Consider the following 19625-nt stretch of genomic DNA (forward strand, 5'->3'; position numbering starts at 1 on the left):
AGTTTTTGTTTCTGTATTGCTCTATAGCTGATGACGGTACTTAATGCCGTATCAGCAGATACTTTTAGTCATCACCTAAAATCCCGCGATTTAAACAGATCTCCCTGCGCTCCGCCGCCGTCCTTCTCATCTGCTCTGGCTGGCTTATGCACCGAGCCGATATCGCGCACGTCCAGATCGATTCGCAACATCCTGTTCATATTATGACAGGACTCCGCAATGACGTGGATCACCTCGCCCTCGATCTGCAGCTTACCCATCACCATCAACATCTTGGATTGCAGGATCACCTTGCGGAATACTTGGAAGGTCTTGCCCCATATCACCAGATTGGCATAACCTGTTTCATCTTCAATGGTGACAAACAGTACTCCTTTGGCCGTACCCGGCCGCTGACGCACGGTGATCAGTCCGCATACCTTGACCAGCGAGCCATCCTTTAACCCACCCAGTTTACCACAGGGCGTGATATGCAGCGCATCCAGCTGCTCCCGTGCAAAACTCACCGGGTGCGCTTTCAGTGAAAGCCCGGTCGAACCGTAATCCTGAAAGACATGTTCTTTATCAGATACGGCCGGCAGCTCTACCCTACCCTCCTGGCTGCTGTCCGACGGCCGTCCTTCGAACAGGCCCGTAGGATGGTCGGCAAGTGCGGATACCTCCCAAAGCGCCTGTCGCCTGTCCAGTCCCATCGAACGGAAAGCATCTGCATCCGCCAGCCGTTCCAGAGCCGACAAAGGGACTCCGCAATCCAGTAGCTCATTGATGGTACGGTAGGGTTGCGTCCTGCACTCTACAAGCTTTTCAAGGGTTTCCTCGTTCAGTCCCTTTACCTGCCGGAAGCCCAGCCTTACGGCACGGTAAGCGCCGGATGGTTCCTCCATCGTGTTGTCCCAATGCGAATGGTTAACGTCCACCGGCCTGACCTCCACCCCATGCTTGCGGGCGTCGATCACCAGTTGTGCCGGCGAGTAGAAGCCCATGGGCTGGCTGTTCAGCAGCGCGGTGGCAAAGATATCGGGGTAATAGCATTTAACCCACGAAGAGATATACACCAACAGTGCAAAGCTGACGGCATGGCTTTCAGGAAAGCCGTAGCTACCGAACCCTTCCAGCTGGCGAAACACCCGACGGGCAAATTCTTCCTGATATCCCTTCTTCATCATCCCTTCCACCAGCATGCGCTCATATTCCGACACCTTTCCTTTTGCCTTAAACGTGGCCATACTGCGTCGCAGTCCGTCTGCTTGCGCCGGTGTAAAGCCGGCCGCAACGATGGCAATCTCCATAGCCTGCTCTTGGAACAGTGGCACACCCAAGGTTCGGCCCAAAATCTCTCTTAGTTCCTCCGACGGATATTCCTCTGGTTCCTCCTTGTTGCGCCTGCGCAGATAAGGGTGTACCATATCCCCCTGTATCGGCCCCGGACGCACAATAGCCACCTCGATGACCAGATCATAGAATATATTCGGCCGAAGACGAGGCAGCATAGACATCTGCGCCCGGCTTTCAATCTGGAAGACGCCGATGGTATCGGCATGGCTGATCATCGCATAAACCTCCGGGTCATCCTGCGGAATATTGACCAGCGTAAGATCCAGTCCGTAATGTTCCTTGGCCAGATCGAAGCATTTGCGGATGCAGGTCAGCATGCCCAGGGCAAGTACATCGACCTTCAGAAAGCCCAGCGCTTCGATGTCATCCTTGTTCCACTCGATATTCGTACGGTCTTCCATACGGGCGTTCATGATGGGACATAGGTCGGACAGCCTGTTTTGCGTGATCACGAAACCACCTGTATGTTGCCCTAGCTGGCGGGGAAACCCGATATATTCCTTGGTCAGCTCCAGGACTTTCCGCAATAGCGAATCACTGGCGTCGAAACCTTCCGAAGTCGGTGCCGATCTCCCCGAAAACCAATCTTCGGTAAACTCATAGCCCGTCTTGGCCAGCCTGTCCACCGCATCGAGGGAAAGCCCCATCGCCTTGCCCACATCGCGGACGGCACCTTTCCAGTGCACCTGTGTGACCGTAGCTACGATACCCGCCCGGTGACGGCCGTATTTGCTGTATACGTACTGCATGACCTCCTCGCGCCGCTCGTGCTCAAAATCCACATCGATATCGGGCGGTTCGTCACGGGCGTCGCTCATAAACCGCGCAAACAAAAGGTTGAACTTGGACGGGTTTACCGCTGTAATGCCCAGACAATAGCAGACGGCCGAATTGGCCGCCGATCCGCGCCCTTGGCAGAGAATATTCCGCTCCCGGGCAAAACGTACCAGATCATAGACAGTAAGGAAATACGAAGCATAGTTTTTTCTGCTGATGAAGTCCAGCTCCATCAATAGCGTGGCGCGCATCTTCTCGGGCAGGGGATCACCGAAGCATTCACGGGCGCCTTTCCAGGTCAGATACTCCAGTTCCTCCATCGGTGCCCGGCCTTCGCTGACGATCTCCTCGGGATAGATATACTCCAGTTCGTCCAGCGAGAAACGGCAGGCGTCTGCCAAGGCCAGGGCATTGGCAATGGCTTCGGGATATTGCCGGAACAGACGATTCATCTCCTCGACAGGTTTGAGATAGTGTTCGGCATTGGCATGTAGCCGGAACCCGGCGGTATGGATGGTGCATTTCTCGCGGATGCAGGTCAGCACATCCTGCAGCTGGCGGCGCTCGGCATCGTGATAATGTACATCGTTCAGTGCGACAAGTGGGATATCCAGGCGGTCGCCGAGCTGCGCGAGCCGGTACAGCTTCTTCTGGTCGTCGCCACTGTACAGGAAGAACGCACCCAGATAGAGGTTATCGCCAAACGCTCCGCGGTATTCTTCCAGTGCAGCGGTAAAATCCTGGTCGAACGCAAAGTTGTCGTCTAGCACGTCCGGCGGAATAGCGACAAAGCGGATACCGTCAGCGTGCTCGTACACATCGGCCCTATAGAGATGGCAATCCCCTTTTTCTGCCCGGAGGTTACCCTTGGAAAGCAGAGAGGAAAGCCGGCTGTACGCGTCCCTGTCGGTAGGGTATGCCAACAGGCTCGGCCCGTCCTGCAGGTCGAGCCGGCAGGCGGGGATAAAACGGATGGGCTTTCCGCGCGCGGCAACATGGGCTCGCACGATGCCTGCAAGTGTATTGCGGTCGGTCACGGCGATGGCTTTATAACCGAGCGCAACCGCGGCGTCCACGATCTCTTCGGGGTGCGAACCGCCCCGCAGGAACGAAAAATTAGTCGTTATCTGTAGTTCTGCGTATTCCATTTGCATATTTATTTTTATCAGGCAAAGAAGCCGTGTAGAAACCATTCGGGTTCGCCTTCCCCGTAATGCCCTGATCGGAACAGCCAGTAGCGCCCCCCCTTTTCGTCTTCTACACGATAATAGTCCCTCGGCCGACCATCCGTGATCCACCACTCCTGTTCGATACGCTCCGGTCCTTCGGCCTTAGCCAGTTTATAGGTTCTTCCTTTATGCGTAAACAGCATCGGCGGATAATCCGGCAGTACAACCATCACGGATATCGGCTCGGGCAGGGACAGCAGATGCAGCGGGCGCAGCTTGTCGACCGGCCACTCGGTGTCGGGCACTTCATCCAGCGACGCCGTAGCCCGGATCGAACGTTCCGGCCAGTGGTGCTGTTGTGGAAGATAACGGTGTATGACGTCCATGCCTACTTTACCTGCTATGGTGTCCAGCAGTTCGGCTACCTGCGTGCGCCCGCCCTTGGTTTCCCAGAGTACTTCCTGTGGTTTGGGTGCTTCCTCCACCAGTGGAGCTTCCAGCACGAACAGCTCGATGCCCAGTGCCGGTTCGATGGTGGGTATCTTGAGGGCAAACAGCCCGAACAGGTGCTCTGGGTTATGCGATGCCCGGCTCGTACCGATATGGATCTGCTGGATATTCCCGTCTACGCGGTATCCTTTCAATATTCCGCTGCGCATGCCCCTACCCTCTTTGGAAAGCCGGCTGCATAGATTTTCCAGCAGGGTCTGCAACGCAATCTCGATGCCCGTTGCCGTGCGTATGGGCTCCAGACAGGGCAAACGCTCCTGATAGGGCAGCTCGGGAACGACAGGTTCCAGCGCTTCGGGCTCGGTACCGTGTGCCTGACCCAGGCGCAGCAGCAGTGCATCGCCGAAGCGTCGGCGCAGCATGGATTTCGGCATCTGGATAAACTGACCGATACGACGGAACCCCAGTTTTTCCATCCGTGCCAGCACGGCAGGATCCAGACGTAGTGCGGCCGGTGGCAGATCTTCCAGTACCAAGGACTCCTGACCACTCTCTGCTATGGCATCCTGTGTTCCGAAATGCGCCAGCGCCCAGGCAGCTCCAACGGTATCGGCTATCGCTACCCTTGCTCCATAGCCTCCCTTAGCAAACCGCCCGACGATGTGGTCCAGATAGGGTCTTTCACCGCCCCATAGATGGGCACAACCGGATATATCCAGTATAATACCGTCAGGCACATCGACCGCTGCTACGGGGCTGAAGCGCAAGCACCATTCGGCCAGTGACTCCAGGAGCTTTGCCGTCGAAGGGGGATCGTCCGGCAGTGCTTCCAGTTCGGGCAAAATGGTCTTGGCATCCGCCAGCACCTTGCCCGGTACAATACCCTCTGCTCTTGCCCTACGGTTGGCAGCTGTTACCACAGTCCGGCCGTTCTGCGGGGCAGACAGCACCAACGGGCGGCTACGCAATTCGGGACGGATTTTTTCAATGCTGTCTGTCGCCAGCAAGGGTAGCCATATGCACATATAGCGCTTAGGCATAATGTTCTCTTTTTAGTGCTGCTGGGATACCTTGTGCAGCTGGCAGGAACGTAAATTCCCCCCTCCGCCATTCGATGTACCACTTTCCGGGCTTTCCGTTCCTGATCTTTTCCAGTTCTACCTCCCATGTAGGATGCCCCACACCGGGCATTCCCTCTGGAACCCGGCTTGCAACAGGCCGGATCCGCCAGCGGGCAACGCAGGCAAGTGCTTGCTGGCGCCGTGGTCGCCGGCGGTGAAGAAATCCGGTTACATGGCTTTTTTCTACAGCCAGCTGTAGGCGCTGCGATTCGGCAAAACTGACCTCGCCAAGTTCCGCTACCACTGCTGCAAGTGCATCGCATTTCAGACCCTGCTCCATCACCCAGAGCACGTCCTTATCGCGCTTAACATCCACGAAGATAACTTGGTGAGGCTCGATACCATAGGTTTTCAGTGCCAAGGGGAACAGGCTCCGCTTGGTGCTTACCCAGAGGCAGAACATGCCGTGTTTGATAAGACCGGAGAGCAGCCCGGAGATAAAACCGTTGGAAGCGGTGGCACAGGCGGCCGTGGGGCTGGTGAACTCATGAACGGCACCGGTAGGAAACACGCCGCGAGGAAAGGCGTGTGCCATCTCCTGCAAGCCAAAGTCCGGGCGCTCCATTTCCATCATGCCGCTCTTGAATCCTTCCATGATCATGATCTTCTCCCGCAAACTTTCGATAATTTCTTTTTTTATACCCTCCATATCCTCAAAAAAATATATATTTGTTACTAATGATAACAAAATCATGTTGTTAATTATAACAAATGAAAACGAATAAACAAAAGATATTTTTTGCGCCGAATGTAAAATTTCTACGTGAGCGCCGTCGGATAAGCCAGCACGAACTGGCGGAAAAGCTAGGAATAACAAGGGCCAAGCTAGCTGCTATCGAGGCGGGCAACACAAAATCGCCTCAGCCGGACGACTACCTTAATTTTTCTGCTTTCTTTGCCGTGAGTATCGATACGCTGCTCAAGATCGACCTTTCGAAACTTGGGGAACTAAAAATGCGGGAGTTGGAGGCGGGCAATGATGTCTATATCAAAGGCGGCAATCTCCGGGTACTGGCCATCAGTGTGGACCGGGACAACAACGAACATGTGGAGTACGTGCCGATCAAGGCAAAAGCGGGATACGCCGCCGGCCATGCTGACCCTGCCTATATCGCAACACTCCCCAAATATTCGGTACCGAACCTCTCTAAGGGTGATACCTACCGCATCTTCCCGATCTCGGGGGATTCGATGCTACCGATAACGGACGGCAGTGATATAACAGGTAAATATGTATCGGACTGGACGGACATCAAGCCGGATACACCCTGCGTGGTGGTCTTGAACGGCGAGCAGGATGTAGTATTCAAGATGGTGACGGTACGCGCTGACGGAACATTGCTGCTAAGGTCACTCAATCCGCTGTATGAGCCTTATACCGTAGAGGCTAGTGATGTACTGGAAATCTGGAAATTCCACGCCTATACGAGTAGGGACTTTCCAGAAGGGCAGTCGGACATGGCGACGGTGCTATCGGCGATAAGGAATTTGGGGAGTAAGATGGAGCGGAGTAGATAAATGTTGGGTTAAACAAACTAAAAAGTCGGAAAAGCGTTCAATAGCGACAGATACGATTAGTTTATTACAAATAGTTGAACTATGATTCCAAAAAAACTGCACCAGGGTGACCACATACGTGTTATCGCGCCTGCTGATAGCCTGCTTCCAAAATTGACAACGGAAATAATTGAAAGAGGGGTTAAGCGGCTTAACAAACTAGGCCTGACCGTAAGTTTCGGGAAACATATTCGAGAGGTAGACGAATTTAAGTCCACAACGGTCGAAAACAGGCTGGAAGACCTCCATGAGGCATTTCTAGACCATACCATCAATGGGATTTTAGCATTAAGCGGAGGCACAAGTTCAAACCAACTATTGAGTCATATCGACTATAACCTTATCAAATCAAACCCTAAGATCATTTGCGGACTGTCAGATATTACGGCACTGGTGAATGCCATCTATGTAAAGACAGGTATGGTTACTTATTATGGACCACACTTCTCGGCGATAGCCGCAAGTAAGGATGCGGATTATACACTGGCCTATTTTAAAAAGTGCTTGATGGAAGAAGGCCCTATTAAAATAATGCCCAGTGACATATATTACAATACGCCTTGGACAGAAGAACAAAGCGTAAATAGCGGATACTGGATTATAAATGGAGGCAAAGCTGAAGGCACGATCATTGGCGGCAATTTCTTGACTCTTAATTTTATACAAGGAACTGAATTTGCGATGAGAAGCGACGGTGGAAAACGACTAATCTATATACTGGAAGACAACGGGGCAGAGAGTGCAAACAATGTTCAAAACCAATTACAATCTTTACTCCTCCAGCCAAATTTTAGTAGTGTAAACGGGATTCTGATTGGTAGATTTAGAAAAGAATCGAAAGTTACGCGAGATCTTCTTACAAAAATCATTAAGACAAAAGACGAGCTGAAAAATGTACCGGTCATTGCAAACGTTGATTTCGGTCATACCGTTCCCATCGTTACTTTTCCGATAGGAGGATCTATAACAATTGATGCTACCAATAATAGGGCGGATGTCTTTATTATATAAAACGTCCGCGGTGGGGCTTAGCAAGCTCATCGAATTTTTCGACCAGCTCTGTAAGGCCGGTTTGCAGTTCTTCGCCTTCCATGTGTTGGCCGTGCCCGGGAATGACCGCCTGCGGCCTGAGATCGCGTAATGTCTTCACCGACTCCTCAGCAGCTTCCCAGTTTGTTGTGAGATAGCGAGGAGGACCATTAATCTCTTTTTTTTGAAGCAACACCTTATATAACGAGTCTTGTCTAACCGTTATAAAGGCATCTGCAGAAATTAAAAAGCCATCTCTCCGACGAAACAAAGCTATCTGACCCGGAGAATGTCCCGGTACGTGTATCCACTCCCAATCTGAAAGAAAAGGAATGCTACCGTCCTCAGGAAGTGGGAATAGATGCTCACTAATGTCTATTGATTGATGCGGGTAAATATCGGATATCTTGGCCAAAAGTCCGCCCTCGACCGAGCTATCTGGCTCCGGATAATCTTGAACTCCTGTAAGATAAGGGTGCTCAAGGATATGGGCAAAAACGGGTACATCCCATCTTTCCAATAAATGGGCAATATTGCCGACGTGGTCGAAATGTCCGTGGGTCAAAATGATCGCTTCGGGCTTGCGGTTATCGCCAAAACGCTTTTGCGCAACTTGCAAGATTTCGTCTCCACATTTCGGCATACCCGCGTCTATTAAAACCCAAGGCCCGCCTGGTTTCCCTACCATAATCAGATTAACAATCTGATTCGTGTAATAATACACGTCCTCTTTAACTTCCCTGCCCTTATTACTGGACACGGATGTCATAGGAATAAATTTGTTGTCCTTACTCTGTTCCATAACTTGAGCGTTAGATTATACATTATCGTAAAAACAGGACAAAATAGATCGTTATTGGTTCTAATATTTTTCATTCCACATAACTTTATGTTTGCTTATATCCCAGCATTCTTTTCATGTAAGTCCTTAAGGAACCTAAAACTGCCATTATCCATATTTAAATCTGTAATAAGAATATCCGCTTCCACACCTGTGGCTATCAAGTCCAATATCTCCCGACCGCAACATACATCGGCCACCACTTCAAGATTATCTTGATTGTCCAATAGCAACTTTATTCCATCTCTAACTACTAAATGGTCCTCTGCTAATAATATTCTCCTTTTCTTCATCGCTTCCCTTCAAACAATGTTATTTATAAGTGTTTTCATAGTAAGATACCGTTACATCAACAACTAACCGCCCATGATTGTTTGTAAGCTTAATCGTTTGACTAAGAATTATTTAGTTTCGGACAATGCCCTATGGAAAAGTCAGCGCCCCTTCACATCAGCCGGGGCGGCACAATACTTCGGGCCGGAAATCAAGGGCCGGCCCGGTATTGTCTCTTTGGATGGCGTTTAACTATTTTGCGTCTTTAACATGGGTATCCAACTCTTGTCTTAACTGCTTTATCTCCTTGTCTTGTTCAATTAGATGAAGAGTAAGCTCTTCGATTTTCTCAAGAAACTTTACATTCATATCGTGTATTGAATATCCATCTTTTGCGATTTCCTCAGCAGTAGGTATATTCGGCAAATGCCCATTTTTTATTATGAACTCCTCGACGTCACTTAGCGCTTTTAATGAATAGTCTTCTTTCAATACATGATCTGCCCAAGAATATTGCGAGCCTAATCCATATTTTTCGGATAATACACCATTCGAAACAAAAAGGCTGTAAGAATTTTGGTTGCTAGTTGAGATATCATCCAATATATTACCTATGCCTACTTTTCCAAAATGATCTATGAACAAGTTTGGTAAGTCATTTTGAGAGTATTTACCATCACCCCAAAATGCAAGTCCGGCATTGCCTCCGAACCTCACCCAATTGTTCTTAGGACTGTAAAACAAAGGGTCGCCATTCCGACCTTTTGACATGGTGAAATAATAGTCGTAAAAGTTCGAACCTACTCGTGGCGCAAAATGGATGTCATACGCACTGTTGGAATAGAAGAGAGGACCATCGTAATTTGCAGTTGTTCCTCCAACACGCCCCTTACTTGATTGTTTGTTGTATAGATAATAGAACTCCGCATCGTAGCTATCAGCAATCATGACTTTTTCTTGAGGCTTTAAATCACGTTTGACTGGTTTCTCTTGCGCAATACTGGCTTTGCTACATACAATAACCAATAATAGGGCTGATACTGTCAATTTTTCAAATTTTAATGTTTTCATTGTTTTAGATTATTTGATAATTTATGATAACAATTTTTAGTTTGGCAATTCAGCTGGATTAGGTGAGGAAAAACCGCTTTGCATCTGTTGCCACCAATCTCCATATCGAAGGCCGAAAATTTGGGTACTAGAAATATAGGGAAGACGTTTGCCAGTAGTATCACCAATTTTTATAGCAGCATTGGAACTACGTTGAATAAATACCCCCATATTTGAAAAACCTTGTTGCGTGCCGGAGTCTGATTGAGAAAATGTAATTCCTTGATCTAAGCCGAAATAAACAGGAGACATTAGATATCCCGGATTACATTCCAGATCTTTAGAAACGAGATACATGAAATTGGATGTGAAATACGTCCTAAATTCGAAGTTACGCTCTCCGGAAAATACAAAAAGAGGATCGAAAAGGTGATAATCATAATGCTTTCGTTGACCATCAGTGTGAAAAAACCGCCGGATTGTAACCGTACTTTTTGAGTAATATATCTCGATAAGGTTGCTTCCCTGCGCTCCAAGAATACTGAAGGCGACAAGTGGCAACATTTCATCCTCAGAACGAAGATGAACCTGAAAAACTACAATAAGGCCATCCTGTTCATTATCCAATGGCTGTAGGTTATTCATAGTAATTGTTCTTGAGGTAAGTGTGCTTTCTTCGCCATCCATCCACACCAGGTTTCCTATGTAAGGGTTGAAAGAATATGGTCCTGGTTCGTGTTGTCCGAAAACGGAATGTTGAAAAAACACCAGTAGGATAAGAACAAGACCGTTTCTTAAAACGCTATTTAAGTTTTTATTCATAAAACATATTATTGATAAAGACCTTTCACATCTTTCCAGATATCCGGCCGATCGGTCGTAAGAATTGACACGGGGAAATAGGGTAAACTCATTAACCAAATATGATCTCCCCGATAATCGCGACGCATGTCCTTAAAAAGCCATTGTGCATAACGGTCTACAATGCCTTTTGGTCCCATAGGCTCCTCGGGATACATCCCAGGCCTTAACCGAACACGTGAAACCACATAGTGTAGAATGTTATCGTATGATTTTCCAGCTATACTGAAACTATGCATTACCGGATCGCTTGAGGTCTTGAAATTAGTTTCGAAACCCATCAAATAATCTGGTCCGTTGTTATACCAGTCATTGATAACCTCTACTGCGGCATTTACACTTGCTCCCGGTTGAATAACAGGAAAGTAAAGCACCTTGCCCATTAATGGCCATTTTTCGGCGGGAAGTAAGGACTTGATACGATTGATAGTCAGCGGTGTCTTTATCGCCAAATAACCCCAGGCATCTTGCGCTTCGGCGGCATCAAGAATTTTCTCAAATATTTGCACCCAACCCTGATCACGTTTAGCTCGGTTTACATCGCAGGCAGCGGTACAAGCTCCCGTAATTGGATTTCTGCGTTGTGCTCGTTCTTTTATGTCTATAGTAAGAACTGTTTTATGTTCGATCATGTACCCGATCAGGTCTTCCAGTCTGATAAACTTAAAATCCGTGACGTCAAAATTCCGCTTTCGAAGACGGAGGTCTTTAATCTGGTCATAATTTAAATCATAGATAAAAGTGTTATCGGGATCAGGTCCATGATAGTTCGTAAGCCGCTGGAGATTGTAGTCGTGGCTGACCACGACAACGCCATCTTTAGTTATAGTGACGTCCGATTCGATTATCTTGGTATACGGCAGCGCAGCCTGGATCGCGGGATCCGTATTTTCTACTGGACCGGCTCCCAGATTGTCTCCCCAGAAGCCACGATGTGCGGCATATTTTAGATCAACGGTATTTGAGGAAACTCCTGCTGGAAGCGATTTAAGATCCGTCCAGATCGCTTCAATGTCCTTCGGTGCAGTGCCATCGTTACAAGGATGCACTGGGTCGAACATTAACTTTGTCCTACCAGCGTCGTTATTGGTAAACTCACCTATTCCGGGTATTTTAGCTGCCGTAAACGTTCCGCCTTTAAGGAAAACTTTAATCACAACGGGCATCGTCGATCCCATCAAATCATTAAACACTTTACCGACCCAAGCATTTTTGCAATAATACTGTTTGGCCATAAGTGCCGCCGACTTAATGTCACTACTTAGCCAAGGCTTAGGATAGTCTGTGCCAATTATCCCTAACGTCGACGGATCGGAATATGTTTCCGCGGTACCGCCGTAATCGGTACTATTGGGTTTTCCATTTACCAATTTATAGAGAAGGATATTGGGAAAATCTCCTTCCGACTGAATGAAGCTCGACCAGACTTCTAATGTAACCTCACCGGTTCCGTAGCCTGAATCAACTGTACCTTTGACGCCTCCTGAAAGATCAGCATTCATTTTGTACAATTGGTATAGGCTGACTGCTGCATGGAAAGTCAAATCTGGCTGCTTTTGCACTTCGGACACCGTTGCAAATAGCCGGAGGGGAAGACTCCCCACCAGCAACCAAAGGCATATAACCGTCATGATCTTTTGTCTTTTCATTTTATTTGTTTTTATTAATAAATCAGTTCTACATCATCCACATTCGCCCGCAATCTATTGCCATTGTCTGTGCGAACAAAAGAGCGGTTCTGTATTTTTACCCTATAATTTTTGTCTGCATCACCGTTGACCTCATATTCCATTACGGTAAAGCTACCTCTTGTCCCTACTTTTTTTCCTAAGGATATCCAAGTACTTCCCGCGTCCGTGGAAACGAACGCTTCTACAGCGTATTCATTGACTTCTGCGCCCCCCTCCCCGAGATTAGTTCCTCCAAAATTGAATCTAATTTTCTGTAGACCTTGGACATCAAACAACGTGTAGATGTATCCTACTCTAGCATTTGTAAGGTTTCCCCGAAGACGTACCGTTCCCGTTCCATTTCTTAAATCGTTGACTTCGTTTGCGCCTAGTACCGCAGCATCGTTGAACATCCAGTCTCCCGACACAAACCCCGTGAAGACTTGATCACCATTTGGCATGCTGCCTGTCCCCCCAAAATCAAATGGCTCCAGGATTGTTTGATCGCCCACTTGCCGTGAATAGGTAACGATATCAGAAGCGTTCCGTAGGCGTAAGGCCGGGAAACCATTAATATAAAAGAGATAACCGGAAATGAATTGTACGCTATCCGGAAGCGGGAGTTCAAGCGATTCTTCGACAGAAACATGTATGGTCGATTCTCCAATAGAATCCTGTAGCAAGTATAGACCGTCATCGGGTCCGCTAATAACCTTCATAGCTCTCAATCTCAATAAAGAAGAAGTCCATTGCTCTCGACTCGCTTTTATCTCTTCCGCAGTAGTTATCCTTGGCACGAGCGCCACCGAACCTATTCGGTTCGAGAAAATGAGCGGTATTTCCTTAACTTCATATTCGCTTCCGTTTACCTCCAATTTGCAGCCCGAGAGGTACACTTCTATTCTGTCTCCTAAATTAAAGTTGTGGCCTCCCGCGAAGCGAAGCTTCACTGCGCTTCCCTCCTCGTCTTGTACGTAGACGAGATCGGTGTCTTCGATCAATGGATTTGAAATCACGACTGCGGTAATTTTAATTCCGTCCGGAATCGTCCCGGCGGATAACTCCCTGATTGTCGATAAACTGTGTGTTTCCTCTTGGGGAGCCACAGTTGGCTCTATTTTATTACACCCGGTAAAGATGCAACACCCGAAGATTACGGAAACAAACCAATTGGTTCTTAATTTTTTTCTTATTGCTTTCATCTTTATTTTCTTTTTGCAAAACGGATTATTTTTCAGGGATCTAATGGGTCTATTAAGTCTATCGGTAGGGAAAGTAAAACTGGATAATATTCAATTTCTATATCCGATATTTTGTTCAGGAGCAAAAAGGGTTCATGTCCCAATTCTTCCCGGGACCGATTCACGAAATCCCTATGCGAGATTTTATCAGCCTGCTTCTTGTCCGTTGTAATCAATATTTTTTTCCCTTTCGGAAACCCATACCGTAAGACTAGTCTATTACAGTTTCGCAGATTGGTTGGGGTATGACGGGCATGAGGGTCCATTATGATGGTCGATTCTGGAATTTTATATCTTGTCATCAATTCTCTTTTCATTTCCTCTGCTTCATTAATCTTCGTTCCAGGTGGATGGACGCTTCCTCCCGACACCACAATAAAAGGCGCTAGCTTGCGATTGTAGTTGTCAACGGCCGATTTCAGTCTTTTTTTTGCATTCTCGCTCAGCCGCTCGGTGCCCTTTGGCCCATTCCCTGGAACTAGAATGACAGAATAGGGATACTTAGCCCAATTCGTCGTCTGCACAGCATCAATTGCTGCACGGTTAACGCCTTCGTCCATGGGTTCAAACCGCGCGGCATCGGTACGTTCATTGAGTTCTAGCAATGACAAAGCCGTTTCCAGCGACGGTTCAAAGAATAGGCCTTTCTGTGACTCGCGCTGTAGAATGACCGTTGCTCGATTTTTAATCAGTCCAGCGTATTCCTGTCCGTTAACATCAAATCGTACGGAATCTATTGATGCGTATTTCCCATGAATACCAAGCCCATAGGTATCGATAATGAGGTTTATTCCGTTAAGGGAATTTTCAAGCGTTTCTGATAAAAACTCTGAATTATCGGTACTTGCTATTTTGATATTATAGCCGGAAGGAATCAGATGTGTGTTTATCAGATCTTCCCATCTTGCGTGCCCCTCGCTAAGCTTTTGAAATTCGTCCTTCAAAATCGTAATCTCAATGTCGCTAAACTTAAGGTCAGCGAGGTGTTGTGACAACTTTTCATCGTTTGATAGCTGCTCCAAAGCTCTTCGCTTCTTTTGATATACTTCACGATACGGTTCCATACTTATATCCTCACGTAGATCCAGCTGCTGTATGATGGAGAAAAGATAGAACAGTTTATCTTTCAATTCGTTGCCAGATGATAACCGTCCGTACTGATGGTCAAAATCCTGAGCCCACAGTACTGAAGATACCATTATCATGAACTGTAGACATCCTATTTTTAGTTTCGTCATATGGCTAATAATTTAGATTTTGAGGGAATCTTTCTGGATCGTTAACAATCTGTACTTCCGTAAGGGGGATTGGATACAGATATTGCCAGCGTTCTATCTGTAGATTGACACCTTGCATCACCTCCACTGCCCGATCGGTACGAATCAAATCGAACCATCGATGGCATTCCAACGGCAACTCCAAACGTCTTTCATCGGCAACAGCACTCCTAAAGAGATCCTGATCAGCCAGTTCTACATCATTAAACGGAGTACCGGTCGCCCTGATCCTCACTGAGTCAAGCGCTGTTCTTGCATCACCGACAAGTTGATAGTTATCTTCGTTCGATGCCTCTGCATACATCAGCAGTACATCAGCAAAACGAAGCAATGGAAAGTCATTTCCGACATTATTGGTATTCAGATCGTGGATATCATAAAATTTATTAACTGGCCTTCTTGTGTTTACCGACGTTGTATTGAGCAAAGGTCTCCGTGCATCATCTGGAGGATATCCATTCAACAATAATGGATCCAGTACCGGTCCGTCAAAGTAGGTTAATATCGGATGGCCTTCGTCAACAACAGACTTATTGTATCGGACTGCAAAAATGATCTCCCTGTTCATTTTGTTATTGACACTGAATACTGAATCTATCACTGGAAGTAATTCGTAATGCTTGCTGTCAATAACTTCTTTCAGTATGCTGGAAGCCTGTCCATATTCTCCGATGGTCAGCAGCACCTTGGCAAGTAGTGTTTTGGCGGCGCCATTTGTGGCTCTCCCCAAGTCGTCTCCTCCAAAGGCGGGAGGCAACAGATCTTTAGCCACTTCAAGGTCGTCAATGATAGCTTCCATCACCTCGCTCTGATCATTACGGATCAGGGCATACGCATCTTCTGGTTCCACAGGTTGCAGAACCAGCGGTATATCCCCCCAGAGCCGCACCGCATTGAAATAGTTCAATGCCCGCAAGAACCGTAGCTCACCTTCATACTGGTTTCGAGTAGACTGACCGGGAACTACATCTAAATTGGCCAGTGCAGCATTGGCCCTGTATATTGCATTGTATATGCTTTGCCAAGCTTGAAGAATAGCAATATTATCAGCGCCAGCAATAAAACGGTCTATATTATAATCACGCCCCGCGTTACCTCCCGAATTGTTGTCGGATATATTATCACTCCTTACTTCCATCAACGTGATAAAATGACCTGCATATTGTCTGTTACTTTGTAGTGCAGCATAACAACCGTTAACCGCGTTGCGGATATCGGACTCTGTTTTGTAAAAAGATGCCACCGTTGGATCTGATTGTGGCTCCAGATCAAGAAATTTATTACATGAGCTTAGTGTTAAGATGCTAGAGAGAGAATAAAGTAAAAATATCTTTTTCATGATAATTATGTTAAAATTCCAAATTAATACCCATGTTGTATGATTTTGCAATTGGATATGTCCCGTAGTCCACTCCCGGGGTAAGGGGATTATCCCGTGTGCTTACCTCAGGGTTAAACCCTGAATACTTCGTGAATGTAAAGGGATTAATAAGGCTTGCGTATATGCGCAGGCGACTCACGCCTATTTTGTGCATCAGGGTATTCGGCAGAGAGACGCCAAATGTGATGTCCCTAATCCGTAAATAGGAACCATCTTCAATATGCCAGGTGGATATCTGTCCGTTGAGTCCCTTTGCGGTCCGGTTGGCACGGATGGTTTGTCCATCCCCTGGGTTTTCCTCGGAAACCCACCTATTAAGCGCAGTAACCATATTGTTCGTATTTCCTTCCATATTGTCGATATAGCGCTTGGCTATATTGCCCACCTTATTTCCATAGGTTCCCTGAATTGCTACACTTAGGTCGAATATGCCATAACCCAGCGAGCTGGTGTATCCATAGATAAATTTTGGCTGATAATTACCCGTCGCTATGCGATCGTTGCCGTCAATAATATTATTACCGTCCTGATCGACAAATTTGAAATCCCCCGGCCGTGCACCCGGGACTTTGGGTATGTCTGGATCATTTAGTTCAGATTCGCTACGGTACAAACCATCGGTTACCAACGTCTGGTATGATGCTGTTGGCTCACCGACTCTGGTAACAAAATATATAACATTATCGCTTGTCGAAATTATCTCATTCAGCCCTCCAAGATCAACTACCTTATTTCTGTTGGCTGAGAAGTTGGCATTGTGTGCCATCCGGAGACCTCCCAATTGATGATTGGTGTTGACTACCAATTCTATTCCTTTATTATTGACTTTACCCACATTGCGCAGGGCTGTAGCAAACCCAGATGTAGAGGGAATCGGCAGGTCTAATAGGAGATCTGATGTATTACTGTTATAGATATCAAATTGAAGGTTGACGCTATTGTTCCATAATCCGATATCCGTTCCTAGATTGATCATGGAGTTTTTTTCCCATTTTAGGTTTTGGTTGCCAGACGTTGAAGGAACCATACCCGCAGCTAATCTGCCGTCAACCGCGCCCAGGATGTAATTGTCCTGAGATATCCGTGAAAGATATGCGTAATTACCAATTCCGAAATTTCCGGTTTGTCCGTAGCTCGCACGTATCTTCAAGGTCGAGATTACTAGATTATCCTTCAAAAAACCTTCCTCCGCGACATTCCATCCGGCAGATACCGAAGGGAAATAGCCCCAGCGGTTATTAGTGCCAAATCTAGAGGAGCCATCCGTCCGGACTGCGGCAGACAGAAGGTAGCGACCTTCATAATCGTACTGCACACGCCCTAGCCAGGAGAGTAAAGACCATTCTTGTACGGTCGAGGACCAGTCTGTAATGGTGGTTGCATAATTGAGTGTTTTCACTAGATCATTTTGATAGCCTGTACCCGCCACTAAGTTTGCAGAGCTATGTTCTTTTTGGGCAGTAAATCCGGCCAAAGCGTTGATGCCATGCGATCCAAATTTGCGTTTGAATTTCAATGTCGTTTCGGAAACCCAATTAACATTCCTCTTGGTGCGAGATGTCGCCGAAGGAATAGAGGGAGTTATCCGGGTTGCCTCATTCGGTAAAGTCGATGGTCGGAATTGAGCACGTTGCCAATCTTTGACATTATAGCCAAACAATGTCCGCAGGGTAAGACCCCTATCCAGCTCGTATTCGGCAAAGACATTTCCTTTGAACCGGATCTGGTCCATCTGGTCGTCTTTAAGTGCTGCCAAAGCTACAGGGTTGACGACTTGAGCTCTCGAATAACCCCAGCTGTACTGGTCAAAATTGTAAGATCCGTCTGAATTGTAAACAGGCATAGTCGGTGACATCGCGAGAGCACTAGACACAATGTTCTCATCGGTGTGTCGGCCTTCTGAAGGAATCCAGTTATACACCGTACTCGTCACGTTGATACTGGTACCTAATTTAAGTCGGTTATATTGGGCATCCAAATTAAGCCGTCCGTTGATCATTTCCATGCCAGATCCCTTTACGATACCATCTTGATCTACATAGTTCCCAGAGAAATAGTATTTGATATTATCGGATCCGCCCCGAACCGATAGCGAGTGATTCTGGATTGCTGCCTGCCGCAATACCTGATCCTGCCAATCGGTGTCGACCAGACCTTGTTCGCCACGTATATATGGCCATAGGTCGGGGGGGATCAAAGCTGCACTATTATTACCGATATTTGCCCGGCGGATATCATTTCCATCCGAAATGCTTCCCTGCTTCCCTTGATCTGCCAATAAGTCGAGATAGGTATTGTTGTGAGAGTCGTACACCAATTGTGCGTACTGATAGGCATCAAGCATCTCCATTTTCTTTGTCGTCTCTTGCCAGCCTCCAAAGGAATTGTAAGCAATCAGCGGTTTGCCTGTAATTCCGCGTTTGGTTGTGATCAGAACGACCCCATTCGAACCCCGCGATCCATATATCGCCGCTGCAGACGCATCTTTCAGCACTTCGATGGACTCGACGTCCTGCAGGTTGAGATCATTTAAGGAGTTTACGCGCTTTCCCGACCCGCTATCATCTTGGTCTGACATGGGAACGCCATCAATCACGTATAAGGGCATCGTCCCGGCTGTTATCGTACTGGAGCCTCGGACCTTGATACTGATGCCGCTTCCGGGGGCGCCCGAGGTTTCGATGACCTGCACACCGGCCATTTTTCCGGTCATCGCTTTGTCGATACCTACACCCGAAAAGCTATTGATCTCATCGGCCTTGAGAGAAGCTATGGAAGTTGTCACGTCCTTTTTCTCCTGTGTTCCGTAACCAACAACCACAACCTCATTCAAAGATTGTGAAGAAGCTCCATCCAATCCGATGTTGAGGATGATATCTTTTCCCGCATTGATAGTGACTTGCGACTTTTGTGTCTCTTGACCGATGTAGGAAACCTCTACGGTATAGTTTCCCAAAGGTAGAGCGGGAAACTCGTAGAAGCCGTCGTTGTCGGAGACCGTAATTTTACCGATCTCGACTATGCGCACTGTGGCTCCCGGTATGGCTTTAGCTGTATTTACTTCCAAAATTTGTCCCGTTAGATTGTTTCTCGTCTGTCTGGGAGTTTGGCTGGGGGTTTCTCGTTCCCGGATCATGAGATAACCTTCGGTGAACTCGAACGTTAAATTCGTCCTGCTCAGAATAGAGGTTACGGCATCTTTTATGGGGATGTTTCTTTCTGTAAGATTTACCCGTATCTTGGCGTACTTCCTGATATCTTCATCATACATAAAACGGATACCACTTTGCTGCTGCACTTCAGTAAGGGCTTCTTTGATAGATACATTTCTAAGGTTTAGGTTTACTCTCTTTCGGTCTATATCCTGCTGTGCCATACCCTTAGTAGAATACAGACAAAGGAATGACAAAAAGATTAGCAGTATGAATGGTTTTCTGCATGCGTATCTAGGATGCAGAAAATAATTCGATTTTACTATATTTTGCATATTTTTGTAAAAATGGGTGCCAGTTAATATTAACGATTCATTACCCTTATCTTGACAAGATAAGGTTGGGTATCAACTAAGCCGTCGGATCTCCAAATCATTACGG

At 47.1% G+C, this 19625-nt stretch carries 16 protein-coding genes; 4 read left to right on the forward strand and 12 right to left on the reverse strand.

What is annotated here, in order from left to right:
* Positions 1-71 precede the first annotated feature (71 nt).
* Genes C5745_RS07600 through C5745_RS20075 form a run of 3 tightly spaced genes read right to left on the reverse strand, consistent with a single transcriptional unit; the run spans position 72 to position 5168 of the window.
* Entirely contained in the window at positions 72-3260 is a 3189-nt protein-coding gene (locus C5745_RS07600; RefSeq protein ID WP_105716398.1) for an error-prone DNA polymerase, read from the reverse strand.
* Positions 3261-3277: 17 nt separating this feature from the next.
* Complete coding sequence (locus C5745_RS07605) at positions 3278-4771, reverse strand: Y-family DNA polymerase (RefSeq protein WP_105716399.1); 1494 nt, start codon at positions 4769-4771, stop codon at positions 3278-3280.
* Positions 4764-5168 (reverse strand): ImuA family protein, encoded by a 405-nt coding sequence (locus C5745_RS20075; protein WP_133166317.1) that lies wholly within the window; start codon positions 5166-5168, stop codon positions 4764-4766. The genes C5745_RS07605 and C5745_RS20075 overlap by 8 nt, the downstream gene beginning before the upstream one ends.
* A gap of 12 nt (positions 5169-5180) precedes the next feature.
* Between C5745_RS20075 and C5745_RS20080 the strand changes: the two genes are divergently transcribed.
* The 3 genes from C5745_RS20080 (at position 5181) to C5745_RS07620 (ending at position 7420) form a co-directional block, all read left to right on the forward strand.
* Entirely contained in the window at positions 5181-5531 is a 351-nt protein-coding gene (locus C5745_RS20080) for a hypothetical protein (RefSeq protein ID WP_133166318.1), read from the forward strand.
* 32 nt (positions 5532-5563) lie between these two features.
* The gene (locus C5745_RS07615; RefSeq protein ID WP_105716401.1) at positions 5564-6370 is read left to right on the forward strand and encodes an XRE family transcriptional regulator; all 807 of its coding nucleotides are present in this window, start codon (positions 5564-5566) and stop codon (positions 6368-6370) included.
* Between the two features lie 81 nt (positions 6371-6451).
* Entirely contained in the window at positions 6452-7420 is a 969-nt protein-coding gene (locus C5745_RS07620) for a S66 family peptidase (RefSeq protein ID WP_105716402.1), read from the forward strand.
* Here C5745_RS07620 and C5745_RS07625 read toward each other — a convergent pair.
* Both C5745_RS07625 and C5745_RS07630 read right to left on the reverse strand, forming a co-directional pair.
* The gene (locus C5745_RS07625; protein ID WP_105716403.1) at positions 7413-8240 is read right to left on the reverse strand and encodes an MBL fold metallo-hydrolase; all 828 of its coding nucleotides are present in this window, start codon (positions 8238-8240) and stop codon (positions 7413-7415) included. The genes C5745_RS07620 and C5745_RS07625 overlap by 8 nt on opposite strands.
* 95 nt (positions 8241-8335) lie before the next feature.
* A complete protein-coding gene (locus C5745_RS07630) occupies positions 8336-8572 on the reverse strand; it encodes a response regulator (RefSeq protein WP_105716404.1) in 237 nt (78 codons plus the stop codon).
* A gap of 73 nt (positions 8573-8645) precedes the next feature.
* Between C5745_RS07630 and C5745_RS20200 the strand changes: the two genes are divergently transcribed.
* The gene (locus C5745_RS20200; protein ID WP_165793046.1) at positions 8646-8804 is read left to right on the forward strand and encodes a hypothetical protein; all 159 of its coding nucleotides are present in this window, start codon (positions 8646-8648) and stop codon (positions 8802-8804) included.
* On the opposite strand, the gene C5745_RS07635 is transcribed toward C5745_RS20200, so the two are convergent.
* From C5745_RS07635 to C5745_RS07665, 7 genes are read right to left on the reverse strand one after another with little or no spacing between them, the layout of a single operon-like run.
* The gene (locus C5745_RS07635) at positions 8805-9623 is read right to left on the reverse strand and encodes a hypothetical protein (protein WP_105716405.1); all 819 of its coding nucleotides are present in this window, start codon (positions 9621-9623) and stop codon (positions 8805-8807) included.
* 36 nt (positions 9624-9659) lie between these two features.
* Positions 9660-10424: a hypothetical protein gene (locus C5745_RS07640; protein WP_105716406.1), complete on the reverse strand. Its 765-nt coding sequence runs from the start codon at positions 10422-10424 to the stop codon at positions 9660-9662.
* A gap of 8 nt (positions 10425-10432) precedes the next feature.
* Positions 10433-12112 carry a glycerophosphodiester phosphodiesterase family protein gene (locus C5745_RS07645; protein ID WP_207795748.1) on the reverse strand — a complete coding sequence of 560 codons (1680 nt, stop codon included), beginning with the start codon at positions 12110-12112 and terminating at the stop codon, positions 10433-10435.
* A 14-nt stretch (positions 12113-12126) separates the two neighbouring features.
* Positions 12127-13335, reverse strand: coding sequence for a hypothetical protein (locus tag C5745_RS07650; RefSeq protein ID WP_105716407.1), 1209 nt, complete (start codon positions 13333-13335; stop codon positions 12127-12129).
* A gap of 32 nt (positions 13336-13367) precedes the next feature.
* Positions 13368-14612 carry a YdcF family protein gene (locus C5745_RS07655; protein ID WP_105716408.1) on the reverse strand — a complete coding sequence of 415 codons (1245 nt, stop codon included), beginning with the start codon at positions 14610-14612 and terminating at the stop codon, positions 13368-13370.
* A 4-nt stretch (positions 14613-14616) separates the two neighbouring features.
* Entirely contained in the window at positions 14617-15990 is a 1374-nt protein-coding gene (locus tag C5745_RS07660; RefSeq protein ID WP_105716409.1) for a RagB/SusD family nutrient uptake outer membrane protein, read from the reverse strand.
* 10 nt (positions 15991-16000) lie between these two features.
* Positions 16001-19408 (reverse strand): SusC/RagA family TonB-linked outer membrane protein, encoded by a 3408-nt coding sequence (locus C5745_RS07665; protein WP_165793047.1) that lies wholly within the window; start codon positions 19406-19408, stop codon positions 16001-16003.
* Between the last annotated feature and the right edge of the window lie 217 nt (positions 19409-19625).

Source organism: Sphingobacterium haloxyli (genome assembly GCF_002980525.1).
Classification (GTDB): domain Bacteria; phylum Bacteroidota; class Bacteroidia; order Sphingobacteriales; family Sphingobacteriaceae; genus Sphingobacterium; species Sphingobacterium haloxyli.

Excerpts from the sequence above, each read along its gene's own strand:
- C5745_RS07645 (WP_207795748.1), bottom strand. The coding sequence starts at position 12,112 with ATGAAAAGACAAAAGATCATGACGGTTATATGCCTTTGGTTGCTGGTG.
- C5745_RS07615 (WP_105716401.1), top strand. The coding sequence starts at position 5,564 with ATGAAAACGAATAAACAAAAGATATTTTTTGCGCCGAATGTAAAATTT.
- C5745_RS07635 (WP_105716405.1), bottom strand. The coding sequence starts at position 9,623 with ATGAAAACATTAAAATTTGAAAAATTGACAGTATCAGCCCTATTATTG.
- C5745_RS07620 (WP_105716402.1), top strand. The coding sequence starts at position 6,452 with ATGATTCCAAAAAAACTGCACCAGGGTGACCACATACGTGTTATCGCG.
- C5745_RS07600 (WP_105716398.1), bottom strand. The coding sequence starts at position 3,260 with ATGGAATACGCAGAACTACAGATAACGACTAATTTTTCGTTCCTGCGG.
- C5745_RS07660 (WP_105716409.1), bottom strand. The coding sequence starts at position 15,990 with ATGAAAAAGATATTTTTACTTTATTCTCTCTCTAGCATCTTAACACTA.
- C5745_RS07655 (WP_105716408.1), bottom strand. The coding sequence starts at position 14,612 with ATGACGAAACTAAAAATAGGATGTCTACAGTTCATGATAATGGTATCT.
- C5745_RS07630 (WP_105716404.1), bottom strand. The coding sequence starts at position 8,572 with ATGAAGAAAAGGAGAATATTATTAGCAGAGGACCATTTAGTAGTTAGA.
- C5745_RS07605 (WP_105716399.1), bottom strand. The coding sequence starts at position 4,771 with ATGCCTAAGCGCTATATGTGCATATGGCTACCCTTGCTGGCGACAGAC.
- C5745_RS07625 (WP_105716403.1), bottom strand. The coding sequence starts at position 8,240 with ATGGAACAGAGTAAGGACAACAAATTTATTCCTATGACATCCGTGTCC.
- C5745_RS07640 (WP_105716406.1), bottom strand. The coding sequence starts at position 10,424 with ATGAATAAAAACTTAAATAGCGTTTTAAGAAACGGTCTTGTTCTTATC.
- C5745_RS20200 (WP_165793046.1), top strand. The coding sequence starts at position 8,646 with ATGATTGTTTGTAAGCTTAATCGTTTGACTAAGAATTATTTAGTTTCG.
- C5745_RS07650 (WP_105716407.1), bottom strand. The coding sequence starts at position 13,335 with ATGAAAGCAATAAGAAAAAAATTAAGAACCAATTGGTTTGTTTCCGTA.
- C5745_RS07665 (WP_165793047.1), bottom strand. The coding sequence starts at position 19,408 with ATGGCACAGCAGGATATAGACCGAAAGAGAGTAAACCTAAACCTTAGA.